General features: G+C 41.2%; 28 protein-coding genes (1 of these 28 cut by a window edge). 23 read left to right on the plus strand and 5 right to left on the minus strand.

Features of this window, described 5'->3' with window-relative positions; all coding sequences use genetic code 11:
• Window positions 1-340: 340 nt before the first annotated feature.
• Window positions 341-1,255: a nuclease-related domain-containing protein gene (locus AAEM60_RS01255; protein ID WP_341357251.1), complete on the plus strand. Its 915-nt coding sequence runs from the start codon at window positions 341-343 to the stop codon at window positions 1,253-1,255.
• On the opposite strand, the gene AAEM60_RS01260 is transcribed toward AAEM60_RS01255, so the two are convergent.
• The 3 genes from AAEM60_RS01260 to AAEM60_RS01270 all read right to left on the minus strand — a co-directional run bounded on the left by AAEM60_RS01260 (window position 1,188) and on the right by AAEM60_RS01270 (window position 4,273).
• Window positions 1,188-2,276 carry an FAD-dependent oxidoreductase gene (locus tag AAEM60_RS01260; protein ID WP_341357252.1) on the minus strand — a complete coding sequence of 363 codons (1,089 nt, stop codon included), beginning with the start codon at window positions 2,274-2,276 and terminating at the stop codon, window positions 1,188-1,190. The genes AAEM60_RS01255 and AAEM60_RS01260 overlap by 68 nt on opposite strands.
• 12 nt (window positions 2,277-2,288) lie before the next feature.
• On the minus strand, window positions 2,289-2,840 hold the full coding sequence (locus AAEM60_RS01265; protein WP_299746665.1) for a GNAT family protein: 552 nt from the start codon (window positions 2,838-2,840) through the stop codon (window positions 2,289-2,291).
• Between the two features lie 245 nt (window positions 2,841-3,085).
• Complete coding sequence (locus tag AAEM60_RS01270; RefSeq protein ID WP_299746662.1) at window positions 3,086-4,273, minus strand: dicarboxylate/amino acid:cation symporter; 1,188 nt, start codon at window positions 4,271-4,273, stop codon at window positions 3,086-3,088.
• A gap of 299 nt (window positions 4,274-4,572) precedes the next feature.
• Between AAEM60_RS01270 and AAEM60_RS01275 the strand changes: the two genes are divergently transcribed.
• From AAEM60_RS01275 to AAEM60_RS01310, 8 genes are all read left to right on the plus strand, one after another.
• Window positions 4,573-5,643: a D-alanine--D-alanine ligase gene (locus tag AAEM60_RS01275; RefSeq protein ID WP_299746659.1), complete on the plus strand. Its 1,071-nt coding sequence runs from the start codon at window positions 4,573-4,575 to the stop codon at window positions 5,641-5,643.
• An 89-nt stretch (window positions 5,644-5,732) separates the two neighbouring features.
• Window positions 5,733-7,109 carry a UDP-N-acetylmuramoyl-tripeptide--D-alanyl-D-alanine ligase gene (gene murF / locus AAEM60_RS01280; RefSeq protein ID WP_341357253.1) on the plus strand — a complete coding sequence of 459 codons (1,377 nt, stop codon included), beginning with the start codon at window positions 5,733-5,735 and terminating at the stop codon, window positions 7,107-7,109.
• 109 nt (window positions 7,110-7,218) lie between these two features.
• Window positions 7,219-7,908, plus strand: coding sequence for an alpha/beta fold hydrolase (locus AAEM60_RS01285; RefSeq protein WP_299746653.1), 690 nt, complete (start codon window positions 7,219-7,221; stop codon window positions 7,906-7,908).
• Window positions 7,909-8,169: 261 nt separating this feature from the next.
• Window positions 8,170-9,696, plus strand: coding sequence for a DEAD/DEAH box helicase (locus AAEM60_RS01290; protein ID WP_299746651.1), 1,527 nt, complete (start codon window positions 8,170-8,172; stop codon window positions 9,694-9,696).
• A 341-nt stretch (window positions 9,697-10,037) separates the two neighbouring features.
• Complete coding sequence (locus AAEM60_RS01295; protein ID WP_299746648.1) at window positions 10,038-11,009, plus strand: nuclease-related domain-containing protein; 972 nt, start codon at window positions 10,038-10,040, stop codon at window positions 11,007-11,009.
• Window positions 11,010-11,056: 47 nt separating this feature from the next.
• Window positions 11,057-12,019: a UV DNA damage repair endonuclease UvsE gene (gene uvsE, locus AAEM60_RS01300; RefSeq protein WP_299746645.1), complete on the plus strand. Its 963-nt coding sequence runs from the start codon at window positions 11,057-11,059 to the stop codon at window positions 12,017-12,019.
• Window positions 12,020-12,120: 101 nt separating this feature from the next.
• Entirely contained in the window at window positions 12,121-12,600 is a 480-nt protein-coding gene (locus tag AAEM60_RS01305) for a PH domain-containing protein (RefSeq protein ID WP_299746642.1), read from the plus strand.
• Window positions 12,590-14,050: a PH domain-containing protein gene (locus tag AAEM60_RS01310; RefSeq protein WP_299746639.1), complete on the plus strand. Its 1,461-nt coding sequence runs from the start codon at window positions 12,590-12,592 to the stop codon at window positions 14,048-14,050. The genes AAEM60_RS01305 and AAEM60_RS01310 overlap by 11 nt, the downstream gene beginning before the upstream one ends.
• 48 nt (window positions 14,051-14,098) lie before the next feature.
• Here AAEM60_RS01310 and AAEM60_RS01315 read toward each other — a convergent pair whose 3' ends face one another.
• The gene (locus AAEM60_RS01315) at window positions 14,099-14,683 is read right to left on the minus strand and encodes a rhomboid family intramembrane serine protease (protein ID WP_299746636.1); all 585 of its coding nucleotides are present in this window, start codon (window positions 14,681-14,683) and stop codon (window positions 14,099-14,101) included.
• A 160-nt stretch (window positions 14,684-14,843) separates the two neighbouring features.
• Between AAEM60_RS01315 and acpS the strand changes: the two genes are divergently transcribed.
• The 14 genes from acpS to AAEM60_RS01385 all read left to right on the plus strand — a co-directional run bounded on the left by acpS (window position 14,844) and on the right by AAEM60_RS01385 (window position 26,758).
• Window positions 14,844-15,194, plus strand: coding sequence for a holo-ACP synthase (acpS, locus tag AAEM60_RS01320; protein ID WP_299746633.1), 351 nt, complete (start codon window positions 14,844-14,846; stop codon window positions 15,192-15,194).
• Between the two features lie 224 nt (window positions 15,195-15,418).
• Window positions 15,419-16,432 carry an outer membrane lipoprotein carrier protein LolA gene (locus AAEM60_RS01325; RefSeq protein ID WP_299746630.1) on the plus strand — a complete coding sequence of 338 codons (1,014 nt, stop codon included), beginning with the start codon at window positions 15,419-15,421 and terminating at the stop codon, window positions 16,430-16,432.
• A 552-nt stretch (window positions 16,433-16,984) separates the two neighbouring features.
• Complete coding sequence (gene alr, locus AAEM60_RS01330) at window positions 16,985-18,190, plus strand: alanine racemase (RefSeq protein WP_299746628.1); 1,206 nt, start codon at window positions 16,985-16,987, stop codon at window positions 18,188-18,190.
• A gap of 126 nt (window positions 18,191-18,316) precedes the next feature.
• Complete coding sequence (locus AAEM60_RS01335; protein ID WP_032085355.1) at window positions 18,317-18,598, plus strand: YlcI/YnfO family protein; 282 nt, start codon at window positions 18,317-18,319, stop codon at window positions 18,596-18,598.
• A gap of 4 nt (window positions 18,599-18,602) precedes the next feature.
• Window positions 18,603-18,953, plus strand: coding sequence for a type II toxin-antitoxin system endoribonuclease NdoA (gene ndoA, locus AAEM60_RS01340; RefSeq protein WP_034763063.1), 351 nt, complete (start codon window positions 18,603-18,605; stop codon window positions 18,951-18,953).
• 413 nt (window positions 18,954-19,366) lie between these two features.
• Entirely contained in the window at window positions 19,367-20,197 is an 831-nt protein-coding gene (locus AAEM60_RS01345; protein WP_299746612.1) for an RsbT co-antagonist protein RsbRA, read from the plus strand.
• Entirely contained in the window at window positions 20,188-20,550 is a 363-nt protein-coding gene (locus AAEM60_RS01350) for an STAS domain-containing protein (RefSeq protein WP_156142543.1), read from the plus strand. Before AAEM60_RS01345 ends, AAEM60_RS01350 begins: the two co-directional genes overlap by 10 nt.
• A gap of 2 nt (window positions 20,551-20,552) precedes the next feature.
• Entirely contained in the window at window positions 20,553-20,954 is a 402-nt protein-coding gene (locus tag AAEM60_RS01355) for an anti-sigma regulatory factor (protein WP_299746609.1), read from the plus strand.
• Window positions 20,955-20,964: 10 nt separating this feature from the next.
• The gene (locus AAEM60_RS01360; RefSeq protein WP_299746606.1) at window positions 20,965-21,975 is read left to right on the plus strand and encodes a PP2C family protein-serine/threonine phosphatase; all 1,011 of its coding nucleotides are present in this window, start codon (window positions 20,965-20,967) and stop codon (window positions 21,973-21,975) included.
• A 77-nt stretch (window positions 21,976-22,052) separates the two neighbouring features.
• The gene (locus AAEM60_RS01365) at window positions 22,053-22,385 is read left to right on the plus strand and encodes an anti-sigma factor antagonist (protein WP_299746604.1); all 333 of its coding nucleotides are present in this window, start codon (window positions 22,053-22,055) and stop codon (window positions 22,383-22,385) included.
• A complete protein-coding gene (gene rsbW / locus AAEM60_RS01370; protein WP_299746751.1) occupies window positions 22,385-22,852 on the plus strand; it encodes an anti-sigma B factor RsbW in 468 nt (155 codons plus the stop codon). The genes AAEM60_RS01365 and rsbW overlap by 1 nt, the downstream gene beginning before the upstream one ends.
• Window positions 22,830-23,627 (plus strand): RNA polymerase sigma factor SigB, encoded by a 798-nt coding sequence (sigB, locus tag AAEM60_RS01375; protein WP_299746602.1) that lies wholly within the window; start codon window positions 22,830-22,832, stop codon window positions 23,625-23,627. The genes rsbW and sigB overlap by 23 nt, the downstream gene beginning before the upstream one ends.
• On the plus strand, window positions 23,627-24,223 hold the full coding sequence (locus AAEM60_RS01380) for a PP2C family serine/threonine-protein phosphatase (RefSeq protein WP_299746599.1): 597 nt from the start codon (window positions 23,627-23,629) through the stop codon (window positions 24,221-24,223). Before sigB ends, AAEM60_RS01380 begins: the two co-directional genes overlap by 1 nt.
• Before the next feature lie 366 nt (window positions 24,224-24,589).
• On the plus strand, window positions 24,590-26,758 hold the full coding sequence (locus AAEM60_RS01385; protein WP_341357254.1) for a Tex family protein: 2,169 nt from the start codon (window positions 24,590-24,592) through the stop codon (window positions 26,756-26,758).
• A gap of 91 nt (window positions 26,759-26,849) precedes the next feature.
• On the opposite strand, the gene cmpA is transcribed toward AAEM60_RS01385, so the two are convergent.
• Window positions 26,850-26,960: the 3' portion of a cortex morphogenetic protein CmpA gene (gene cmpA, locus AAEM60_RS01390; RefSeq protein WP_156142545.1), read on the minus strand. Its footprint extends 3 nt past the window's final position; 111 of the gene's 114 nt are visible here — the last part of the coding sequence; its start codon lies off the right edge, out of view; its stop codon occupies window positions 26,850-26,852.

The raw sequence follows: 26,960 nt of genomic DNA on the forward strand, positions 1-26,960 counted from the left end.
GGGTAAGGTGTGGGGTGTGGTATGACGCGTGTTCACAATTTGGCACAACAAACGCTAAAAGTGGCACAAGTTTGTATGAAAGTGGCACAATAAACCGCAAAAGCGGCACAAGTTGCTCGAAAGTGGCACAACACACGAGCTTATCCTCTCAAAATACATATTATATTTGGAAAAATAAAGGGTTTTTCGATTCTATGTCGAATAGATAGATTAAGAAATAGGAGGAGTTGATAAATTGATCGCTAAAAACAGAGAAATCCCGCGGAGAATCTTAATGAATGAAGTATTATTAGAAAGATGACGGCCCACCCATTCTCTCTGGGAGATCATTAAAACAGATTTGGCAAAGCGAAAGGCCGGTTATCGGGGAGAGTTGCAATTAGATTACCATCTGAAGTTTATATCTCAAGATAAAAATATGATGATCTTGCATGATCTACGCTTAGAAATAGATGACCGTTACTTCCAAATCGACAGCCTCATCCTGACTCCATATGTCGTGATACTCCTGGAAGTTAAACACATAGCTGGTATATACACCTTAGACTCAAGGTTCGATCAAGCTATCCGAAAGTTTGAAGATAAAGAAGAAGCTTTCAGCCATCCTGTCACCCAGGTAGAACGCCAGAAAAAGCAGTTGCTCCGTTGGTTGACAAAAATGAAAATCCCCTCAATCCCTATCACAACTCTGGTCGTCATGACAAATCGCTCGACTGTCATAAATACATTCTCTCCTCACGAAAAGTATACTAATGTAATCAGGGTGGAAAATGTAGAGGAAAGAATCCTATCCCTGCTCACAGCATATAGAAAAGAACATCCTTCCTTTAAACAAGTTAGAAAAGCGTCCGCCTTATTAGTAAAAAAGCATGAACCTCTCATAGCATTCCCCGAAGAAATCTATGGTATCTCCCGAGAGGAAATCATTACAGGAGTACAATGTCCAGAATGTCGGCACTTGCCCATGTTAAGAAAATATGGTCATTGGCAGTGTCTGAAATGCGGGGGGAAATCAAAGAACGCACATAAATCAGCCCTATTGGACTATTCTTTGTTGCTGGGAGACGAAATTACGAATAAACAGCTAAGAAAATTTCTCCACTTGGAATCCAGAAAGACGGCTCTCAAAATACTCCAGTCCATGAATCTCCCCTCAACCGGTACTACAAACAACATAACCTACTACATCACCCACCATACCGACGAACAAACCTCTCATCAATCCAATTCTTCATACGCCAAGCCCATCCACTGACTAACGAAAACGATCCGTATGTCAAAAAGCCTCTCTTATCACCCACCGACATAATCGCAAGGTAGCGTTCCTGGGGCTCAAAAGGAATGATTGTTCCGGTTGCCGCAGCTCCGTTCAGGTTTTTCCACAGAACAGGTCCTTGGCGTACAGCTGTCACCCCATTTTTCGGAATATCCGGAAAGTCCTTTAAAGTCGCGCAATCCCCGGTTCCAAATACGTTGGGATATTCCACTGATTGAAGATAGCTGTTCACCAGCAGAAAACCTTTTTCATCTGTCGGTAAAATGCTGCTCCCGAATAGGGGAGGTGCTTTAGGTCCTCCTAAAAAAATCACTTCATCGTAGTCGATGCTTGTGCCGTTATCTGCATATACGCGAGTATCATCTACTTTTTCAACGCGCCCCTGATGTAGCTCAACCCCATTTGAAAGAGTAAGCCCTGTTATTTTTTTCGAAGAATGGGAACCGGCTTTTTCTAAGAGGGGGGAGGAATGAACAACCGTTACCATATGTTCCTTAAAGCCGTTGTCCACCTTCCATGCCTTCAATGACAATGCCATTTCAATACTCGCCGCCCCGCCTCCGATAAAGACGGTTTTCCTGCTGTTATACAACTTCTCTATTTGCTCAGGGAATTGATAGTTTGGTTTGATCGGAAGATTGTGTTCATGTAAGCCCTCGATTTCCAATGAGTCATTGCGGGATCCAATGTCGAAGGAAACAAAGTCGTAAGTGAAGATGTCCCCTTTGTCCGTTAGAAGATTTTGCTGATCAGGGTCGATCGATAGAACGGTCCTTTCGACGAATTCACACTCAGCGCTCTCACACAATCGCTTTAAATCGATTCGCGTTTCCTCTAAAGAATAGATCCCTTCCGTATATCCGGAGAACATTCCTGAATAATATTGATAACGTGAAGGGGAAATGAGGACCCACTTCACGTTATCATCCTGATTTTCTCTCCGTTTTTTTAAGCAATGCAGGTGACTGTGTCCGCCACCGACTAAGATGATTGTTTTCATAATGAATCTCCTTTATAGAGGACGTTGTTCCTCCCATTCTTCTCGAATCAAGCCCATACGGATAGAGTCGTAGTATACTCCATTGTAATAACGGCATTTTCTCATTCTTCCTTCGAGTTTCATCCCGATTTTTTCAGCGGCCTTCATCATCCGTTCATTCCCTGACCAGGTGGTGATGCCAACACGGCCGATTTCCTTTGTTTGAAACAAGTGGTCCACCCAGAGGGATAGCGCTTCTGTTCCGTAGCCGCCGTTCCAATAAGAGGGGTCATAAATCACGATGCCGGCTTCAAGCCATCTTGTGGGTTCGAATTCCCAATAGTATCCGACGGTTCCGATTGTCTTTCCGTTTACTTCAATGATGCGTTGAAATTCATCGCTGCGACTTTTATTCTTTATGGAGGATTCCATGTACTCTTCACGTGTTAAGCGTTTATGTTCAAAATAAGGGGCATCCCATTTCTTCCATTCGGGAGAAGGATCTCCATAAATATAGTCCCATAGAGTAGAAAGATCTCTTTCTTCTATTTTTCTAAGTGTTACACGCTGACTTGTTATTTTCAATTCATGAGCACTCCTTTAATATGTCAATATTTCCATTATACAGAAAATAGCGTTTTCATGAGGAAAGCTCGTTTAATCGAAAAAAAAGAATGGGTGCCAGATATGAACGAATCACTGTAGAAGGAAGCAGTTCAATGGATTTAGTGGTCACCTCGTCAAACGGATACTTGCGGGGGATAAGTAGTCGTAGCCTTTCAACAAGAAAACAGAGGTCCGTCCCTCATATAGGGACGGACCTCCTTAAATCAGCTTGCTTTTATTTTAGAGAGAGGTACTTTTTTTTTCAGTGTCAGTTTGTCCACAATCGATGTGATCGCACCATCACCCGTTACGTTACACGCAGTTCCAAAGCTGTCTTGTGCAAGGTAAAGGGCAATCATGAGGGATGTCATCGTTGGTCCGAACCCTAACATTGATTCAAGTAAACCCAGGGCAGCCATGACAGCTCCACCAGGAACACCAGGTGCCGCAATCATCGTGATTCCAAGCATCAGAATGAATGGGAATAACTGAGTGAACTGTAAGGCTTCACCTTGAATGAACATGACGGCCATGGCACAGCTGACAAGGGTAATCGTACTACCTGATAGATGGATCGTTGCCAAAAGAGGTACAGAGAAATCTGCAATACGTTCCCTGGAACCGATTTTCTTTGAGCGCTCAAGCGTTACGGGAATCGTAGACGCGGAAGATTGAGTCCCCAGTGCCGTAAAGTAAGCTGGCAGCATGCTTTTCATCATAGATAGCGGGTTTTGTTTTCTTAACGTTCCAGCCGTTGTATATTGTAAAATTAAAAAGACTACATGTAAAAGAATGATCATAACAAATACTTTAGCGAATACAGACATGATGGCACTGACTTGTCCACCTTGAGTCATGTTCGCGAAAATTCCAAGAATATGAACCGGTAAGAGCGGAATAATGATTTTTTCAATCACAAGTTCAATGATGTTTCTGAATTCATTCATGCCCTTTTGAAGAGCGTCTCCCTTAATGGCAGCCATTCCAAGACCAATGGTGAAGGCGATGAGTAAAGCCGTCATAACGCCCATGATAGGTGGCATTTCCACTGTGAAGAACCCTTTGAGAAGTGCTTCTTCGGGATTTTCGAATGATTGAGACGTTTGATTTGCTAACAAAGTTGGGTAAATAGACTTCGCAACCGTAAAGGCGAGTAAGCCGGCTAACACCGTGGAACCATAGGCGAGAGCTGTGGTTAAACCGAGCAGCTTTCCTGCTCCTTTCCCCATGGATCCGATTCCTGGAGCAATAAATCCTATAATGATTAATGGAATAGCGAATCCGAGGAAATTACCGAATAATCCATTAAACGTAACGAAAATTTTAACGAACGACTCTGGTGCATACGCTCCAATGACAATACCTAATGCAATACCTAAGAGGATCTTAGGCAGTAAACCTAGCTTTCTCATCCTGGTGTCCTCCTTGAAAATACAAATGTTTTTAATAGAAAGATTGTACACCTTATAGGGGGATATTTTAATAGCTTTTTAAATAGGCGAAATCTTAAGTGTATTCAGAATAATGTTGTTGACTCCCTGTCGCAGGACTAGTTTTCCTTTGCATACATATATAATGGGCTTTGACTTAAATGTCTTTCGAATCAAGACAAATGTGGTAATTTTTATTTTCCATAGGAATCATTCTTTCCCTTTCCCATGAAAGTGATAAAATAGAAACATCTATTGTGAATATTGGAGGTAACTCATACATGAAAACGAAGTTATGCTTGCTGTACGGCGGTAAATCTGCTGAACATAATGTATCCCTGCAAACAGCCAAGGCCGTGATCGGTGCTTTGGACTTAAATAAATATGAAATTCACCCTGTTTTCATTTCAACGGAAGGCCGATGGATCAAAGGTCCACAACTGAATGCTCCCGTTGAAGATGTGAAGGCACTACAATTTAAGGATGGGGAAGAGATTGCCCCCAATGCCTTAAGTACATCCATCGCTCCTTCAGAATCAGAAGGCTACGACATGATCTTCCCGTTACTTCACGGACCGAATGGGGAAGATGGAACGGTTCAAGGGATGCTTGAACTATTGAATCTTCCATATGTAGGAAACGGTGTCCTTGCTTCATCAGCAGGTATGGATAAAGTCATCATGAAGAATCTTTTTGCACAAGCGGGCATTCCGCAAGTGAATTACACATGGTTCATCCGCAGCACATGGAAAGGAAATCCTGAGTCCGCATACAAACAAGTGGAAGATGAGATTGGCTACCCTTGTTTTGTGAAGCCTGCTAACTTAGGTTCATCAGTGGGAATCAGCAAATGTACGTCTCGTGAAGAACTGCAAACGGCTTTTGAGGAAGCATTCCAGTTCGACCGTAAAATTATCATTGAAGAAGGCGTGAAAGCGCGTGAAATCGAGCTTGGCGTACTTGGGAATGATCAACCTGAATGCTCAGTCGCAGGTGAGATCGTACCTAAAAAAGACTTCTATGATTATAAGGCGAAATATGAGGATGGAGATACTGCCCTCATCATCCCTGCAGAAATAGAGGGAAGCATTTACAATGAAATGAAGAAAATCGCGATTCAATCGTATAAAGCCCTTGATTGTTCAGGACTTGTGCGTGCAGACTTCTTCTTAACAGAAGATGGTCAAATTTATATGAATGAAGTCAACACGATGCCTGGCTTCACGCCATTCAGTATGTTCCCGCTTCTTTGGAAGCACACAGGGGTTGACTATCCTACTTTGATCGGTAAATTAGTGGAGCTTGGTTTAGAACGATATCAAGACAAACAAACAATTAAACATACGATGTAATACGCGATACTTGGGACTGACCAGAAGATTTACCGTCTAAAGGCAGTCCCTGCTCTGTTTTCATTAAAAAGAGTAAAAGGAGAAAGCGAATGTTTGAGAAAAAAATGAAAGATATATGCAACATGCTTGATGTTAAAAACAATCTTTCCAAATTTGAATCGGTTGTGATAAAAGGTGTTTCCATCGATACGAGAAAGATTGAGGACGCTAATCTGTTCGTACCTTTTAAAGGGGAAAACGTAGATGGTCATCAGTTTGTCCGACAGGCAATTGAAAATGGTGCGTCTGCCTCTCTTTGGGATATCAATGTTCCTAATCCACCTGAGGATATTCCCGTAATAGTGGTGGAAGATCCACTGCTTGCCCTTCAGTCCTTGGCGAATCAATATCGTCATGAACTGGATTTAAAGGTAGTCGGCATTACAGGAAGCAATGGAAAAACAACTACCAAGGATATTGTGGCAAACCTTTTATCAGTGAAATATCGAGTTCATAAAACACAAGGGAACTATAATAACCACATCGGACTTCCATTAACGATCCTTTCTCTGCCGCAGGATTCTGAAGTGGCTGTACTTGAAATGGGAATGAGTGGATTCGGCGAGATTGAACTTCTATCAGAGATTTCCCAGCCTGATGCTGCCATCATCACGAACATTGGTGAATCACATCTTCAGGATCTAGGCTCACGAGAAGGAATTGCCAAGGCCAAGCTTGAGATTGTGAAGGGACTAAAGTCGGATGGTTTATTTGCTTATTATGGAGATGAACCACTTCTGCAGGATGGTGTTAAGGAACTCAACCTGAAGCATGTGGAGACCTTCGGAAGAAGCGGAAACAATACGATTTACCCGACGAAAATCGAGATGAATAACCAGGGAAGTTATTTTGAAACTTCGCTAGCTGAAGGAGAAACCTTCTTTCTACCAGTATTAGGGATTCATAATATCCACAACGCTCTAGCCGGGATTCTGATCGCCCGTAAATTTGGCCTCAGTGTGGATGAAATGAAAGAAGGTTTACAGTCGTTAAAGCTGACTCAAATGAGAATGGAAATGGTGGAAGGAAAGAAAGGCGAAAGCATCATTAACGATGCCTATAATGCCAGCCCTACCTCCATGAAAGCTGCGATCCAGCTTGTATCAGAGCTTGAGGGCTATAAGACAAAAATCCTGGTGCTTGGTGATATGCTTGAACTTGGCGATCAGGAAGAAGAATTTCATCAGCAGATTGGACGATTGATTGATCCGGATAAAATACAACATGTATTTACATTTGGACATTTAGGAAACTTTATAGGTAAGGGTGTCCTTGAGAATTTCTCTGTTGATCGTGTGCACTCTTTTACAGATAAAGAGAGCCTGACAAAAGAGTTGTCCTCCCTTATTAAAGGGGATGAGCTGGTTTTATTTAAGGCATCCAGGGGAATGAAACTTGAAGAAGTCATCGATGGATTAAGAGCCTAAATTTATTCTGACTTCCAAGTTTAAACCTTTATAGAAATGAACAAAATGAGCTTGTAGTTGATGGGAGATTGGCTCGCTCCCCACCTTTAGAAAAGTAAGAGGGGATAACATGATCGGTTGTTTACTAATCCATGGATTTACTGGGAGCCCTTTTGAAGTAGAGCCTCTGGCAGATTTTCTTCAAGAGAGGACAGACTGGGAAATCGTTGTGCCAACTCTGCCTGGTCATGGTGAAACCCTTGAGCTGAAAGGGGTTAAACATATTGAATGGATTGAGCATGCTGAGGATGAGCTTCAAACGCTTATAGAGAAATGCGATGAGGTTTATGTAATCGGCTTCTCCATGGGTGGATTGATTGCTTCGTATCTTTCAGTGAAATATGAAGTCAGTAAGCTTGTGCTTTTAAGTGCGGCAGCTTACTATGTAAATGTGAAACAGTTACTGAAAGATATTGGAAATATGATCAAAGAAGGAATCCAAGGAAACATACTTGAAAACGAGCTTTACAACCGGTACAAATGGAAGGTGACAAAAACCCCAATTCTGTCCACATACGAATTTAGAAAAGTCGTTCGTATTGCTCGTCCACTCCTGAAAAAGGTTAACATCCCAACCTTTATTGCCCAAGGAGAGATTGATGGAATAGTCCCCCCTAAAGCTGCAAAATATATATACGAGACTATTTCTTCCCAAGAAAAAAACCTATTTTATTCCCCTAAAGCAAAACACTTGATATGTCATAGTGAAGATAAGCATGAACTTTTTGAAGGGATCTACCAATTCCTACTAAATGAATAGATTGACTATTTGACATTAGATTGAAATTCGTTTCTAGAAGTGGTAACATAGCTACAACATAGTTCTTATTTTGTTGGACGTGCTAGCTCTTCTATTTTGAAGAGTGTATTTTTTTGTACCAAACATAAAACTAAACATCTCATATAGACGGTTTTAGATTAGATACCGAAGTCTTTCGGTGGGTAAGATTTCGTTCCGACCTAAAAATATAATCAGATATTGATTAGTTATAAAAGATGTAAATTAAAGGAGAATGTAACATTGACTAAGTTTGCAGATTTAAACTTAAGCGCATCTACGTTAAAATCAATTAAACGTATGGGCTTTGAAGAAGCAACACCAATTCAGGCAAGTACGATTCCAGTCGGTTTAGAAGGTAAGGATATTATCGGTCAGGCACAAACTGGAACAGGTAAAACAACAGCATTTGGTATCCCTATGATCGAGAAGATCGATGTGAAAAATCCAAACGTTCAAGCTCTTATCATTGCACCAACTCGTGAACTTGCCATCCAAGTTTCTGAAGAGTTATATCGTATCGGAGCTGACAAGCGTGCCCGCGTGTTATCTGTCTACGGAGGACAGGACATCCAACGTCAAATCCGCGCGATGAAAAAGAACCCTCATATCATCGTAGGTACACCAGGTCGTCTTCTTGACCATATCAAACGTAAAACACTCAACCTTGAAAACGTTGAAACCTTAGTACTTGACGAAGCAGACGAAATGCTGAACATGGGCTTCATCGAAGACATCGAAAGCATTCTTGAGACTGTTCCAAGCACAAGACAAACACTTCTGTTCTCTGCCACAATGCCGGATCCGATCCGACGCATTGCAAACCGTTTCATGACAGAGCCTGAAGTAATCAAAGTAAAATCCAAAGAAGTAACGGTTTCGAACATCGAACAATACTTCACGAAAGTAAGCGAAAAAGAAAAATTCGATACTCTTTCCCGTTTAATCGACGTTCAATCACCGGAACTTGCGATTGTATTCGGTCGTACAAAGCGTAGAGTAGACGAATTAGCGCGTGCTCTTAGCATCCGCGGCTACCTGGCTGAAGGAATTCACGGAGATCTTTCTCAAGCTCGTCGTATGACGGTTCTTAAGAAGTTCAAAGAGGGACGCATCGACATCTTGATCGCTACAGACGTTGCCGCTCGTGGGTTGGATATCTCCGGCGTAACGCATGTTTACAACTTTGATATTCCTCAAGATCCTGAAAGTTACGTTCACCGTATCGGACGTACAGGTCGTGCAGGTAAGAAGGGTATGTCCATCACTTTTGTAACACCAAGAGAAATGGGTTACCTGAAGATCGTTGAACAAACAACGAAGAAGAAAATGACGGCTCTTAAGCCACCTAGCTTAAACGAAGCCCTTGAAGGTCAACAACGCTTAGCTCTTGAAAAATTAGCTGAAGCGGCGAAAGAAAGTGATCTTAAGGATTACTATCCATTAGCAGAAGAATTCCTGGGAGATCATGATCCTGTTCAAGCGGTAGCAGCAGCGATCCGTGTCCTGACGAAAGAGCCGGATACAACACCAGTTGAAATCACTGAAGAGCGTCCATTACCATCAAGAGGTGGCGGAAATCGTGGCGGCGGTAATCGCGGCGGTGGCTACAAAGGTGGAGCACGCAGCGGTAAAGGTGGAAGTCGTGGCGGATCACCACGCAGCGGCGGTGGAAATCGCGGAGGCGGAAGCCGTGGCGGAGATCGTAACCGTACTGGCGGCGGCAGACCACAATCTTCAAGCAAACGTAAATCTTATAACAATTCTTGATTTTGATTGAGAATGGGAACACGATGACCTTTGGGTTGTCGTGTTTTTTGTTGTTGGTTAGATTAGGTATCGGAATGGGGGCAAGGTTCGTTGTTGGTTTCCAATCTTTACTAAAAGACGCGATTATTGTGTGGAACGACGCAATTAAGGTGAAAAAAGACGCAATAAATTAAAAAAAGACGCAATTAAGGTGAGAAAAGACGCAATTATTCAGATATCGACGCAATTAAACCCCAATACGACGCAATTAGTGAAAAACTGTTGATTTTTTAATTGAAAAGAAGGGTTTTTTAAGCCTGTGGCGAACTAGAGTAAGCAGAACCTTAAAGGAGAGTGATCAATTGATCTGTAAAGAACTCAAAGTCCCTATCAATATTGAAAATTGCCAAGCATTATTATGGCGCCTGCCTCTCAATCATCAAAAGATTCCCATCGTAGATAAGGATTTAAAGAAAAGAAAAGCAGGTTACAACGGTGAAGCAACCGTCTACTACCACCTCAGCTTCTTGAAAGACAAGAAATATAAAATCTTTTATGATATAAGGCTTCCTCTATTCTCAAACTACTTCCAAATAGATTTCCTCATCCTCACTCCATTCTACATTTTAATTATCGAAGTGAAGAACATCTCAGGAATAGTCACCATTGATCCATTCATAAGACAGCTTACCCGTACTTATAAAGGATTATCAGAAGGATTCTCTGACCCGATCTCCCAGGTTCAAAGACAAAAATTATTACTGCAAAAATGGTTCAGTGTCCACAAGCTGAAGCACCCTCCCATCGAACACCTCGTTGTTTTCAGCAACCCATCAACTATCTTAAATTTCACCAAAACCCCACCAGCTGACTCACCTTACAGAAAAATCATTCATGCCCAAAATATAATAGACAATATCAAAGATTTAAATGAGATATACGTAAAAGAAGCCATGACTGATAAAGAAATGAACAAAATGAAGAAAACCATTTTGAAAAAACATGAAGAATCTGAGCTAGACTTTATGGAGACATATTCTCTTACCCGAAGCGATATTGTGACTGGGGTCCGATGTGAAAACTGCCATCACATACCAATGATTAGAGTAAGTGGAGCATGGTCTTGCGTTAAATGTGGTAGTTCATCTAGATATGCTCATCTAGAAGCGGTTCGGGATTATTTCTTACTACTAAGTGATCGCATAACCAATCGCGAACTGAGGAGTTTCTTGCATCTGAACTCACGAAACACCGCCTATAAAATATTGAAAACCCTTCAATTAGAAACAAAAGGAGGGACAAAGTCTGTCACCTATTCAAAACCAACGAGATAAATCCCCCCATTACGCACATACTAACCCCAAAAAGGAGTCCACCCCACATGACACTCGTAAAGTTAGGCTATGTTGCCATGAGTATGAACCTCCAGAATGCATCACCTTCCCAAACCATGACCTATAAGCAGTTTTCCGGGATCAAGGATCGTGAGGCCGCTATTCATAAACTTGAACGGATCGCCAAATCGAATCTTGAAAATTGCTTGCGGCTTTTGAAGCATAATGTATTGAACGAAATTCATTTTTTCCGGTTTAGTTCAAGGTTGATCCCCCTTGCGAATCATCCTGAATTGAAAGGATGGGATTTCATATCTCCGTTAAAGGATGAGCTCAGAGCGATTGAAGAATACCTGAAGCTTCATCCCATGAGGGTGGGGTTTCATCCTGATCATTTTGTCTTGCTCAATTCCAGCGATGTGGATGTGTTAAAAAATACGCTGAAGACGTTAAAAATGCATGAGGCATTATTAAAAGGGATGGGAATCGATCCAACTCACCGCTGTGTTCTCCATGTTGGCGGGGCTTATGAGGATAAAGAGAAGGCACTTGAGCAATTCATCCATAATTGGGGTCTGACTCCCGTTTCTCTTCAACAAATGATCATTCTCGAAAATGATGATACGGTTTTCAGTGCAGCTGATGCCCTCTATCTATGTGAAAAGCTCGGGATTCCCCAAGTATTTGATTACCATCATCACCTTGCTTATAACGAAAGGGATTGGTTGTTGGATTGGGAAAGGATCGTTGGAACGTGGAGCCAGTCATCATTACCTGTAAAGATGCATATTTCAAGTCCCCGTTCCCAGGAAGATTTCAAAGCCCATGCCGATTTCATCGACCCTAGGATGTTTCTTGATTTTCTTCAAGGAATAAAGGGTTCGGTGGATGAAATTGATTGTATGATAGAAGCGAAGAAAAAGGATGACGCATTGTTCCGGTTAGTGGAAGATCTGCAAGGGATTGATGGGATTGAGTGGGTGGATAAAAGTTCGTTTTATCTAAAATAGGCAAATCTCCCAAAGCTTTCTCCTTAATCTGAAACCATCTCTGTTCCAAATCGTAAATATACTGTAAGATTTAGTAAAAGAGAGAAGTGAGGGGGATGGGGATGATTGGAGAGCCTCAAAAGAGAATATCGCCAAAGGCTTTAAAGGTTTGGAAGATATATGGCGTGTTTGAAACATTGGTTGTGGCAGCTGTAGCAGCAGGAGCGATTGTTCTTACTGTGTTGTTTGATTGGCCTCAATGGATCATTGCAGTTGCAGTGGGAATGTTCATTCTATTTACATATTTGTTTGTTTTCTTTATTCCGACGATCAAATGGAAGAGATGGAGATATGAAGTGAGGGAGCAGGAAATTGAGCTCCAAAGAGGGATATTTATCGTGAAACGCACATTGGTACCGATGGTGAGGGTTCAACATGTTGATACGGTGCAGGGCCCAATTTTAAAAAAGTATCGGTTAGCGACGATCACGATTTCGACTGCAGCGACGGTTCATGAGATTCCGGCACTGGATATGGAGGAAGCGGATGGTTTGAGAAACTCCATTTCACAACTAGCGAGGGTGGCGGAAGATGATGTCTGAGCACAAGAGACTGCACCCTATTTCAGCTGTAGCGAATTTTGTAAAACAGTTGAAGGATTTGATCGTTCCTTTTGTCTTTTTATTTGTATTGAATAACCGGGGAGAGAAGACAGGTTTTTGGGATTATATGCCTGTTATATCGATGGCGGTAGTTCTTGTGTTCGTTCTGGTCACAGGGATTGTGAAGTGGCTTCGATTTACGTATCGAGTGGAAGAAGGAGAGCTTCGGATCGAATACGGACTATTCGTTAAAAAGAAGAGGTATATCCCTATTGACCGGATTCAGAGTTTGAATTTCTCTGAAGGTATTCTGCATCGCCCTTTTGGGTTGGTCAAGGTGAAGGTCGAAACGGCCGGGTCTTCCAATCCGCGGGAATCAGAAGCGGAACTGACAGCTATTTTTAAAGAAGAAGCATTAGAGTTAGAGGATATGATCTATCGGGAGAAGAAGGGGCATGATGTAACCGAGGATCTTTCTGAAGAAGGTACGGAGATTTTGAAAGAAGAAGAACCCTTTTTCAACCTCAGTTCGAAAGACATTTGGGTACTTGCTACGACTTCAGGAGGGATAGGCGTCATTATTTCCGGGGTGTTTGTTTTCTTATCCCAATTTAATGAGTTCATTCCGTACGAAGCTGTGTATGATGAGCTGGCTGTTTTTGTGAAAAGCGGCGTGTTTGTCGTTTCGGTGATGGCCTTCTTGGGGTTGCTTGTTGCCTGGCTATTATCGATTGCTTGGACATTCATTATTTATGGTGATTTCAGGATTAAAATTGTAGATGATCACATCGTCATGACAAGAGGGCTTCTGGAGAAGAAGCAGGTGACTGTTCCATTAAATCGTGTTCAAGGCATCCGGGTAGTGGAAAATCCAATCAGGCAGCCATTGGGTTATTGCACCGTCCATATTGAAAATGCAGGTGGATCTGTATTGGAGAAAGACAGTACGAGTATAAAATTATTCCCGATTGTTAAAAAGAAGAGGATTCCTGAATTATTAAAAGACTTATTTCCAGATTACGTCATCCATGATGAGTTTAAGAGGTTACCCGGGCGTTCCTTAAGAAGATATGTGTTCCGACAGTCGATATGGGTAGTGATCCCGACCGCTGCTGCCTGTTTTCTCTACTGGCCATATGGTCTTTGGGTTGGCCTGTTGATGATTCCATTCGGGATTCTTGGATACTTCCAATACCGTGCCGGGGGCTGGAAGATTGCGGATGGTCAATTATCATTACAGTATAGGGGCGTATTGAAAAATACGATGCATATAAAGAAAAGTCGCATACAATCTTTGGACACCCATGAAAGCTGGTTCCAATCGAGAAAAGACTTGGGCAGTCTCAGGACAACGATAAAATCTGGAGAGACTGGTTATGCGAGCCCAATCCGGGATCTTGAAAAGAAGGACATCCAAACCATTGTTACTTGGTTTTCTCATAGTGTGTAAACGATAAAAGTGACCCGGGATTTGCTACGGGTCACTTTTGTTTTGTTCTTATTTTTTTCCTGCAATCCATCCGATCACAAAGCCGCCGATTAAACCAAAGATATGAGCAGTTATGTTGATTCCGGACTGCATGAAGGTCATGACCACCCCGATGACGACGATGGGTAAGATGATTTGACGGCTTTCTCTTGTGATGAAATGATTCTTTAAAATAATCATGGCGATGTAAAAGCCGAATAAACCAAAAATTGCTCCCGATGCTCCCACATGACTATACGTAAGAGGCTTGATGAGATACGTAATGATATTAGCAAATACACCGCTTGCTAAATAAAGACCGACAAACTTTGCTTTTCCAAGATGTTTCTCCAGGGGTGGGCCGAACAGTACAAGGGAAAATGAGTTGAATAGCAGATGAGCGAATCCCAAATGTACAAAGATAGGGGTGACAAGTCTCCACCATTCTCCCTCGCTTATAAATAAATTCACACCGGCCAGCTGCTCGTACACCCACAGTTGTGGAAAAATAGGAAGGGCACTGACAAAGTATAAGGCGATATGAATGAATACAATCAGGGAAATAATAGGATAGAACCGTAAAAATTGAGAAAAACTTTCTGTCCGGACAAACATATTGTATCCTCCTAGGTAGGTTGTTCTTTTTATATCAATACTAAATCAGATTTTATAAAAAACGCAGTTAATATTATAGTATAAGAAAACGTCGAAAATCACGAGTATAGTTCATTATACAAATATGCAACACAGGACAAGAGTAGAAGGGGAACCGCATATGATAAAAGGAATAGGATTGGACATCGTTGAAACAGGACGCATTCAGAAGATGATTGAACGGCAGCCAAAGTTCGTTAAGAGAATTTTAACAGCTAAGGAGGAGGATGCATTCTATACTTTAAGCGAACAACGGAAGGTTGAGTTTGCAGCAGGGCGATTTGCAGCCAAAGAAGCTTTTGCAAAGGCGAATGGAACCGGGATCGGAACAGCGCTCTCCTTTCAGGATATTGAAATCAGTAAGGACCCGAATGGAAAGCCATATTTTTCAAAGCCGGAGGGGGCGAATGCCCATCTATCCATCACCCATAGCCGGGAATTTGCGGCTGCACAGGTGATCATCGAAGAGTAAAATTATTTCAAGCTTGTCATCTTCACTAGCATAATCCCTTAGGTTGTCTCATATATTCAGTAGTGCAATAGGAGAGACAAGGCCAGGTGTTTAACAATCGCGGTTCTTTGGCGAATTGCAATTGGACTAAGGAACGGGGCATTCTATAAGAATCGTCCATTCTTAGACGGCTGGCTTTCTCCTCTCTCAATTACGTTTATCCTGGGACAAAAGGGGTTGAAAAAATGAAGAAAAAGCTAGTGATACTAGTGATGGCCATGTTAGCGGTGCTTATGCTGGCTGCTTGTGGAGAGCAATCGAAAGAAGATGTAACCAAGGACCTTAAGGCAAAAGTAGAGGATATGAAGGGGTACAAAGCAGATGCGAAAATGACCCTGCAGGTGGGCGACGAGCCTCAAACCTATGATGTGGAAGTGTGGCATAATGACCCTAATTATTATCGAGTGGCATTAAAGAACGCTGCGAAAGATCAGAGTCAAATGATCTTACGTAATGATGAGGGAGTATTCGTCCTTACGCCGGCTCTGAACAAAAGCTTCCGATTCCAAAGCAACTGGCCTGAAAATAGCAGTCAGGCGTACTTGTATGAATCGCTTGTTCAAGATGTGCTAGAGGATAAAGAGGCTACTTTCAAAGAAACAAAAGATCACTACATCTTTAACACGAAGACACGTTATCAAAACAGTCAGATGCTACCCACTCAAGAGATTGCCTTTAACAAGAAAGACCTGACTCCGGCATCCGTAAATGTATTGGATTCAGATAAAAATCCGCTTGTAAAAGTAGAGTTCTCCAAGATGGATATGAAAGCGGCATTTGATAAAAAAGACTTCGACATGAAGAAAAACATGACAGGTGCCCAGCTTGAGGTTCCCGTCACGGCAACCGTAGAAGATACGGAATTTACTGTTCTTTACCCAATGTCAGAAATCACGGGTACTGAATTAATAGAAGAAAAAGAAGTCGCGACCGATACAGGAAAGCGTGTGATCTTAACCTACGATGGTGAAAAATCTTTTACAATCGTTCAAGAGAAAACAACAGTCGTACCTACGATGACGGTCTCTACTTCTCTAAAAGGTGAATTAGTGGACCTTGGCTTCACAGTAGCAGCCATGACAGAGCAATCTATCAGATGGACCAATAACGGAGTGGATTATATGCTTGCCTCCAATGACCTGACTCCTTCTGAGATGGTGATGGTAGCACAATCCGTACAGGGTTCAATGGTGAAATAAATAAAATAATTAAACAGGGCGGGCCTTTGGGTTCGCCTCTTTTCTTGGTGTGCGGATAAGTGGTAGGAAGTTCAAAAGTATAAAAGGGGATGGTGGAGGCGAAATACAAATTACAGGGTCGATAATAAAAGCAGCGAAGTTGATAATAAATGTGGAAAGTCGATAATAAAAGCAGCGAAGTCGATAATAAATTCAGGAAAGTCGATAATATAAAGCTTAAAGCCAATAATAAAATGGTACAAACTCAATGAATAATTGATATCGTAAGGAACAAGACGGAAGAAAACCGCATAAAGCCGTACAAGACCGGCAGAAAACAATAATAGGATCTACTACCACTAAGGGGAACTCAAGATTCCCCATCAAACATCGTCCCCTCTCACCTTACCATTCGAAAAATCGATAATAGCTGGTGCAATATCCAAGTTTTCAGAATCCCTAACCCCCTCTCGAAAAAATCCATTTCACCCAATGAATGATAATATGAATAATCCATGGTATTCTTGAATAGAATGACAATGTTTTGTGTAAAGATATGAGGAAGTGAACAAAGTGGAAACCCAGACGCAATTTTTTCGTGATACATGGGCAGAAATCAATCTAGATCATCTATATGAAAATGTAAAGAATATTAGAGCGCATATTCCTGAAGATGTGAAAGTGTTTGCGGTTGTGAAGGCGAATGCTTATGGGCATGGGGATGTGCAAACCGCCCTTACTGCTCTCTCTGCGGGGGCACACGGCTTGTCAGTCGCATTCTTAGACGAAGCAATTTCTTTAAGAAATGCTGGTATTACAGCTCCCATCCACGTATTAGGAGCTACACGACCGAAAGATGTGAGGATCGCGGCCAAATTAGATATTTCGTTAACGATCTTCCATAAGGAGTGGCTTGTTGAAGCGGAAAAGCAGCTTTCAGAAGGAGATCGATTAAGCCTCCATATTAAGTGTGACACGGGGATGGGACGGATAGGTGTTCGGACTACTGAAGAGTTAAAGGGTATCGAGGAGTATATTCAAGATCATTCTCAGTTTAAATTAGAAGGGATCTTTACCCATTTTGCCACGGCTGATGAGTTGAACGATGACTATCTTGACCAGCAGTTAGCTCGATTTGAACACATGCTGGCCCAATTGGATTCCTTACCTGCTTATATTCATTCTTCAAATAGCGCCGCTACATTAAGGAAAACAAACACTCTCTTTAATGCTGTACGGGTGGGAATAGCTATGTACGGACTCACGCCATCTCAAGAGATGAAACCCGAGCTTCCTTTTCCTTTGAAAGAAGTGTTTTCTCTTCATACAAGGCTTATTCATACTAAAGAACTATCAGCTGGAGAGAAAGTGAGTTATGGGGCTACTTATGAGACGGGTGAGGCAGAGTGGATTGGAACGGTTCCGATTGGATACGCTGATGGCTGGCTGCGTAAATTACAAGGTCAGGACGTGATTATAAACGGTAAGAGAGTTCCAATTGTTGGAAGGGTCTGTATGGATCAATGTATGATTAGGCTTCCTGAATTTCTTAATATGGGTACCCTCGTGACGTTAATCGGCAAACAGGGTGAAGAAGCGATTACAATGGATGAAATCGCTGGAAAGCTTGATACCATTAACTATGAGATCCCTTGTATGATCTCCTCGAGGGTGCCGCGTATCTATATGAAAAACGGGGAGCCGACGGAAGTATCGAATAAACTCTTATCGACTGGTATTCACAGTCAACAGGAAAATAACCGCAACTTTGATGAATAATTAGTATTTTATATGGTGGATAATAGAAGAGATTGATAAATTAACTTTTCATTCCCCTTAATTGATGGTATGATAAATATGTTAATGAACAGAAACGGTATGTAGTGATTGGTGGAGGTGTAGTTTGTGTCTGAATCCAGCGCAACAACAGAAATCTTAATTCGTCTACCGCAACAGCTCGTTACAGAATTAGACGGCTTTGCAGATCAAGAAAATGTGAATCGCAACGAGTTTATTTATCGTGCAACCAAAATGTATTTAAGAGAGCGTAAGAAGAGACAATTACGTGAATCTATGAGACGCGGCTATATGGAAATGGCTAAGATTAATCTCGCAATCGCTTCAGAGGCGATTCAAGCAGAATATGAGGCAGAACATACAGTCGAACGCTTAGTAAGCGGGGGTTAATCCTTTGATTGTAAAGCGTGGTGACGTATATTTTGCAGACCTTTCTCCTGTTGTAGGATCAGAACAAGGCGGAGTTCGGCCGGTACTTGTTATTCAAAATGATATAGGGAACAGGTTTAGTCCCACAATTATTGTAGCTGCCATTACCGCTCAAATTCAAAAAGCGAAACTGCCTACTCATGTTGAAATTGATGCAAAACGTTATGGCTTTGAACGTGATTCCGTTATCTTGCTTGAACAGATTCGAACGATTGATAAACAACGTCTTACCGATAAGATTACACACTTGGATGATGAGATGATGGAAAAAGTGGATGACGCCCTGCAAATCAGTGTGGGTCTGATCCAATTTTAACCCGATTTTTTTCATCGTGTGAATCCTTTTTATCACGTTATACAATAAGGATAATATAACTGCAAACCAGAAGGCTTGCTGATCAACAATATATTTGATCATTAAGCCTTTTTGTTTTGTCTTTTTTCTATTTCGACAGGAAAAGTATAGTGAATTTAACCGCAAAAGAAGAATATGGAAATAGAAATATAGTCAATTTTATGACAAAATACCGTTAACAATTTATAATGGGAAAAGTAAGCAATAAAAATACCCGAAAAGGCATAGTTTTTTTCATTTTTGTCTTTATTTGTTACTATTAAAGTAATTACGTCATTTTTTAGTTCACTGTTGTAAACTACTTTAAATTTGAGTTACATCATTCAGCATGAATACTAAGTATAAATTTCATATGATAGAATGGAGAGAACTAAATGTTTAGTGAAGTCACGGATTATATTCAGAATAATAAATCAGATATCACTAGTATTTGGATGGAACGAATGAGGAACGAAGCGGATGAGAAGTTTCTTCAAGTAGTTTCAGATCAAGTTTTTACTAAGACAAGCCATGAGTTTGTAGAAATGATTGCTTCTAACTTAAGGGATTCCAATGAGTTCAATAGCCGGTTGGAAGATTTCGCTGAAAAGGTTGTCAGGTTAGGATGGCCGCTGACTTTTGTGACGTCGGCTTTAAATACTTTTGGTAAAGTGGTCTACGAAGGTATGATGAAAGAAGGTATCATTACAGACCAAAACTATGTGGCACAGGTTGAGAAGTTCGATAAATGGTTAACTCCAATGAATAATAAAGTAATCAGTGCTTATACAGAATCCTGGGAAAGAACCGTTTCTCTTCAAAAGATAGCATTGCAGGAGTTGTCTGCACCATTGATACCCGTTTTCGAAAAAATTTCAGTGATGCCGCTTGTGGGAACGATTGATACAGAGCGGGCACGATTAATCATGGAAAATCTACTAAACGGTGTAGTGAAGCATAGAGCGGAAGTTGTGTTGATCGATATTACCGGTGTACCAGTAGTGGACACAATGGTAGCTCATCATATCATTCAGGCAGCAGAAGCAGTTCGTTTGGTTGGGGCTAAATGTATGTTAGTGGGGATAAGACCTGAAATCGCGCAAACGATTGTAAACTTAGGAATTGATTTAAATCAATTCAGTACGAATAGTACGCTACGAAAAGGGATTGAAAAAGCTCTTGAAATGACAAATCGAAAAATAGTTTCGGCGGAGGGATTAGAGTGAGAATACCAATTTTAAAGCTGCATGATTGTTTGTTGATTTCCATTCAGTGGGAGCTTGATGATCAAACAGCCCTTCAATTTCAAGAAGATCTTCTGCACAAGATCCATGAAACGAGTGCAAGGGGAGTAGTAATCGATATTACTTCCATAGATTTTATAGATTCATTCATTGCTAAAGTTCTTGGAGATGTTATAAATATGTCAAGGTTAATGGGTGCTAAAGTAGTCATCACCGGCATCCAGCCTGCTGTAGCGATAACGTTGATCGAGCTGGGTATCAGGTTAGAGGACGTCCTAACCGCTCTGGATCTGGAAAAAGGTCTGGAGAAATTACAATTGGAACTGGGGGACTAGGTATGGATAGCCAATCCTGCGTGAAGATCACGAATGAATGGGACATCGTTGCTGCCCGCCAGTTAGGGAGGAATGTAGCGAAAGAGCTCGGATTCGGGACCGTTGACCAAGCTCGTATCACTACGGCTATCAGCGAATTAGCACGGAACATATATTTATATGCTGGCTATGGTCAGATTTGTATAGAAAAGTTATTCGATTCCGGGAAAAAAGGTGTGCGAATTATCGCATTGGATGAAGGTCCTGGTATTGCAGATATTAGAAAAGTAATGGAAGATGGATATTCCACATCAGGCGGATTAGGAGCAGGTTTGCCTGGAGTAAAGCGTTTAATGGACGAGTTTTACGTTGAGTCTGTACCGGGAGAAGGGACAGATATCAGGGCGACTAAGTGGCTCCGCTAGGGGGAGTTAAATGAATTTCAGAGATTTAATGGATTCTAAATATAGAGAAATTATCGAGCATTATCTTAACGAACAAGATGAAAAAGCTCTTTATTTGGGACAGAAATTTAGTCGTAAATCAATTGAGCATCATGTTTCGCCAGAGGAGATCATTAGTCTCCATAAGAGTGTAATATTAGATATGGAGCCTGACATACCACATCAAGTACTGCACTCTTTCGATATTCTGCTTGAAGTAATGATAGGCTATGGTTTCGCTTATAGGGAGCATCAGAGTCTGCGTACAAAACAACAAGAATTAAACAACGAAATAGATGTAGCATCCAATATGCAACAAACTCTGCTTGGAACGGTTATTCCCAACGTAGAAGGTTTGGATATCGGAGCTGTAAGTGTACCCGCCAAAAAGATGAATGGGGATTACTATCACTTTGTTCAAGATGAAAATGATAGCGTAAGTGTTGCCATTGCCGATGTAATTGGTAAGGGTATCCCTGCAGCTCTTTGTATGTCCATGATAAAATATGCGATGGACAGTCTGCCGGAATACCGGAATGAACCCAATGCTGTCTTGGAAAGTTTAAACAGAGTTGTGGAACAAAACGTCGATGCAAGTATGTTCATTACAATGTTTTATGGTGTATATAATACTGAGAAACATCTATTTTCATACTCATCAGCTGGGCATGAACCTGGCTTTTTTTATAGAGCGGCAACCAATGAATTTGAGGATCTTGATGCAAAAGGTCTTCTATTAGGTGTAGATAAAAAAGCGAAATACCGACAATACGAAAGGCGGGTTGAGGTCGGAGACATGATCATCCTGCTCTCTGATGGAGTAACGGAGTGTCGTTCAGAAGAAGGCTTTATCGAAAGGGAAGACTTAGTACAATTGATAAGCCGTTATAAACACCTGCCTCCCCAAGAGATTGTCAATAACGTATACAAACAACTTGAGAAACTCCAGCACTTTGAGCTTAGAGACGATTTCACTCTGATCATCATAAAAAGAAATTCATAAATAAAGTTTATTCTTATAACAAATAGGGTAAATGTGTAGAGACTTATTATAATGTTGCTAAAAAAGGTGGTCTTTTTATGAACTTATCAATAGATATGAAAGAAAAAGAGAACGAGCTACTCGTTAAAGTAGCCGGTGAAATTGATGCATATACAGCACCAAAGCTTAAAGAAACGCTTCAGCCTTCTGCTGAGGATGATAACAAAGATATGACAATAGATCTTTCAGAAGTATCATATATGGATAGTACTGGATTAGGCGTGTTTGTTGGTCTTTTTAAAACAGTAAAGGCTCGTGGCGGACAGCTGAACCTTATCGGACTTTCAGATCGGTTACAAAGATTGTTTGATATTACAGGTTTAGGGGATATTATGAATATTAATTCCAAGGTAGAAGGTGGCGTGGAATGATGCAAGCTTTTGATTACATCGAAATGAAGATCCCCGCAAAGCCGGAATATGTCGGGGTTATTCGTTTGACGCTTTCAGGAATTGCAAGTCGTATGGGATTTGACTACGATGCAATTGAGGATTTGAAGATTGCTACTAGTGAAGCTATCACAAATGCGGTTCAGCATGCGTATAAAGACAATGACGGAGAAGTGGTTGTCGGATTCGCACTATATGATGATCGTCTTGAGGTTATGGTAGCAGATCACGGTGAAAGTTTTGATTTCAAAGAAATTCGCAGTGCTGTTGGTCCTTATCATGCCGATCATTCAGTCGAGTTCTTAAGAGAAGGTGGGTTAGGCCTTTACCTTATTGAGAGCCTGATGGATGATGTAAAAGTGCATCACAAGGAGGGAGTGACAGTCTTTATGACTAAATTCCTATCAGGGGAGCAGGTGGAGAGGGATGAAAAAACTATCTCAACCTAACCAGCAGGCCCAAAAAGAAAAAGTACTTCAATGGATTAAAGACTATCAGGATAGACAAGATGATGATGCGCAAAGTCAACTGATCTTACACTACCAAAATCTTGTAGAGTCCATTGCGAGGAAATATTCAAAGGGAAGATCTTTCCACGAGGACATTATCCAAGTGGGGATGATTGGATTGCTTGGTGCAATCAGAAGGTACGATGAATCTTTCGGTAGATCATTCGAGGCTTTTGCGATTCCGACTATCATTGGAGAAATCAAAAGGTTTCTAAGAGATAAAACGTGGAGCGTACATGTTCCACGAAGAATAAAAGAGCTGGGACCAAAAATCAAATCTACCGTTGAAGAATTAACGAATAAATTGGAACGTTCTCCACAAGTCCATGAAATTGCTGAATATCTGGAAGTTAGTGAAGAAGAAGTTCTGGAAGCGATGGAAATGGGTAGGAGTTATCAAGCATTATCTGTGGATCACTCGATTGAAGCGGATTCAGAGGGGAGTACAGTAACGATACTGGATATTGTGGGAGATCAGGATGAGGGCTACGAGAAAGTTAATCAGCGACTGGTCCTTGAGAAAGTGCTTCATGTGCTTTCCGATAGGGAAAAGGCTATAATACAACACACTTATTTAGAAAATCTAAGCCAAAAAGAAGCTGGCGAGAAGCTCGGTATTTCCCAAATGCATGTTTCCCGTTTACAAAGAAGAGCCATTAAAAAGCTTAGGGAAGCCATTCAGGAAGAGATGAGCGATTCGGAGAGTCATTATTAATGGCTTATCTTCAACAAAATGAAATAGAGCTTTATGCAGAACAAGTATCGAAAAATGGAAATCCTTATTGTGGGGACAGTTATTTCTATACCTCTACAAACGATTACTTTATCTGTGTTTTGGCCGACGGTTTAGGTAGCGGTAAGTTTGCTTATGAATCATCACATGTTGTCGTCGATATAGTTGAAGAGCATCACCACGAGGATGTTGAAACCCTCATGTGTCTTTGTAACAAGGCTCTTCAGAAAAAACGTGGTGCAGCAGTGGCGATCATAAAAGCGTATTACCATTCTAAAGAGTTTGTGTATAGCTGTGTAGGAAATATCAGGTTTTATATGTATGCACCTGAAGGAAAGATGACTTATCCTTTACCGGTTACCGGGTATTTATCCGGAAGGCCGCAAACATATAAGACGCAACGTTTTCATTACGATTCCAACTCGAGATTTCTTATTCACTCTGATGGACTGAGTATATCCGGAGTAAAGAATATCCTTCAAAGGTATCCGACGCTTCATGGCGCTTTAGGTGATATTCAATCTCTAGTCGACGGTACATCAGATGATACAACATACATTATAGGAAACTTACTCTAATAGTCTTAGGGTAAGTTTTTTTATTTAGGTTCTTTCACAAAGATTGATGTTTTTATAAGCTCCGTCAATCGGTGTGTGCTGAATGGTGTAGTAGCACATAGTGGATTGTAGTGGAAGGCTCTTAACTCCTGCGGGAAATAGAGGAAAGATCGAGACCCCACAGGGCATAAGCCCGAGGAGGCTCGACTTCCTCCCGGGGAATGTTGTGCCTGAAGCGGAAAGGAACGGTCCACGGTATGTTCGCAGAATGAATTGCGATGGCAAATGCTTAATTTCAGATTATTCCTTTATGTTAATACACCTTTCCAATCCTCAAAGACAGTTATGGTAAAATAAACAAGAATCCTTTCAATGGAGGTAATACAATTGACAGCAACATTAACAAATCAAGAACCTTTACTTAACAGAGTATCAAAAGAATTAAACCTATCAATAAAAAATGTAAAAAACGTCATTTCACTCCTGGAGGAAGGGAATACAGTCCCTTTCATCGCGCGGTATCGGAAAGAACAGACTGGAGCACTGGACGAAGTACAGATTCGTAATATTATGGACAAATGGAATTACCTGCAAAATCTAGAGCAAAGAAAAGAAGAAGTTATCCGACTAATCGACGAACAAGGGAAACTGACCGAAGAGTTAACCCAAGCCATTAAAAATGCGGATAAGCTGCAAAAGGTAGAAGATTTGTACCGCCCATATAAGCAAAAAAGAAGAACGAAAGCGACCGTAGCGAAAGAAAAAGGGTTGGAACCACTGGCAGAATGGATCCTTACATTCCCGACATCAGGAGACATTGAAGAAAAAGCGTCTCACTTCGTATCTAAAGAAAAAGAAGTAATGACAACCGAGGAGGCTTTGAACGGAGCGAAAGATATTATTGCAGAGTACATTTCTGATGAAGCCTCTTACCGAGAATACATAAGAAGTTATACGTTCCGAAAAGGGTTAATTGAATCAAAGGTGAAAAAAGAAGAGGGAGACGAAAAAAAGGTCTTTGAAATGTACTACTCATATCAAGAACCCATTCATAAAGTAGTCCCTCATCGTGTTTTAGCAATGAACCGTGGGGAAAAAGAAGATGTTTTGAAGGTGAATATTCAGGCTGATGCAGAAGGGATTGTGAACTATTTACAAAAGCAGGTCATTAAAAATGTTCACTCCATCTCCGTGCCTCTTGTAAAAGAAGCAGTGGAGGATAGCTATAAAAGGCTCATACAACCATCGGTGGAAAGAGAAATTCGCAATGAATTAACAGAGAAAGCAGAGGATCAAGCCATTCATATCTTCTCTGAAAACCTGAGGAAGTTATTGCTTCAGCCTCCGATGAAAGGGAAGATGGTCTTGGGTGTCGATCCAGCTTTCCGAACAGGCTGCAAACTGGCGGTCATTGATGAAACAGGAAAAACTCTTGATATAAATGTAATCTATCCACACTCATCCCAATCTCAACTTTCTAAAGCGGAAGAAGTAATCAAAGCGATTATGACAAAATATTCGATTGAGGTTGTAGCGATTGGGAATGGAACGGCATCCAGAGAAACCGAACAATTCGTTGTGAATGTTTTAAAAGATATGGATGAAGCAATCTTCTATTTAATCGTCAACGAAGCCGGAGCAAGTGTTTATTCAGCATCTGATGTGGCGAGAGAAGAGTTCCCTGACCTTCAGGTTGAAGAAAGAAGTGCCGTCTCCATCGCAAGAAGATTGCAGGATCCGTTAGCTGAATTAGTTAAAATCGATCCTAAATCTGTTGGAGTTGGGCAATACCAGCATGATGTCTCACAAAAGAAGCTAAATGAATCACTAACCTTTGTAGTGGAAACGGCTGTTAACCAAGTTGGTGTAAATGTGAATACTGCCTCCTCATCACTATTGCAATATGTAGCGGGACTCTCGAAAACGGTGGCTACTAATATTGTGAAAAAGAGAGAGGAAGAAGGCAAGTTTGTTTCCAGGTCCCAATTAAAGAAAATCCCAAGACTTGGCGCGAAAACGTACGAGCAATGTATCGGATTCCTAAGGATAATGGATGGGAAACAGGTACTTGATCGAACCTCTATTCATCCAGACAATTATAATGATGTGAAAAAGCTTCTTGCTAAAGTTGGGCTGAGTGTTAATGACATTGGATCAGAGGAACTGAAACAGTCTTTGAACCAATTAAACTTAGAAGAGGTTTCTGAGGAGTTGGGAATAGGGAAATTAACGCTTAAAGATATTGTAGATTCGTTAATTCGACCTGGTCGGGATCCGCGGGATGAGTTCCCTAAACCTCTTCTTAAGAAGGATGTCTTGAAACTTGAAGATTTAACACAAGGTATGGAATTGCAAGGGACAGTAAGAAATGTAGTGGACTTCGGAGCATTTATTGATATAGGTGTAAAACAAGATGGGCTTGTCCACATTTCAAAACTGAAAAATGGATTCGTTAAGCATCCATTAGATGTGGTGTCTGTAGGGGACGTCGTGACCGTTTGGGTTGATAGCGTGGATGTTCAAAAAGGCAGGGTAGCATTGACGATGATTCAATAAGCAAGGAAGAGCTGACTGTAGGGTAGTGAATGCTACCTGGGTCAGCTCTTTTTTTGCCATATATGATGAGGGGTGTTATAAATGTCCATATTTACGAGCAATTCTTCTTTCGGTAGAAATACCAGCATTGATTAAGGAGTTTTATTTGATATCGATCCTTCTCAAAATAGGCTCTCCTCAATTGATTCACAAGCCAGTTAGG

Origin of the sequence: Rossellomorea sp. y25, assembly GCF_038049935.1 — a bacterium.
Lineage (GTDB): Bacteria > Bacillota > Bacilli > Bacillales > Bacillaceae_B > Rossellomorea.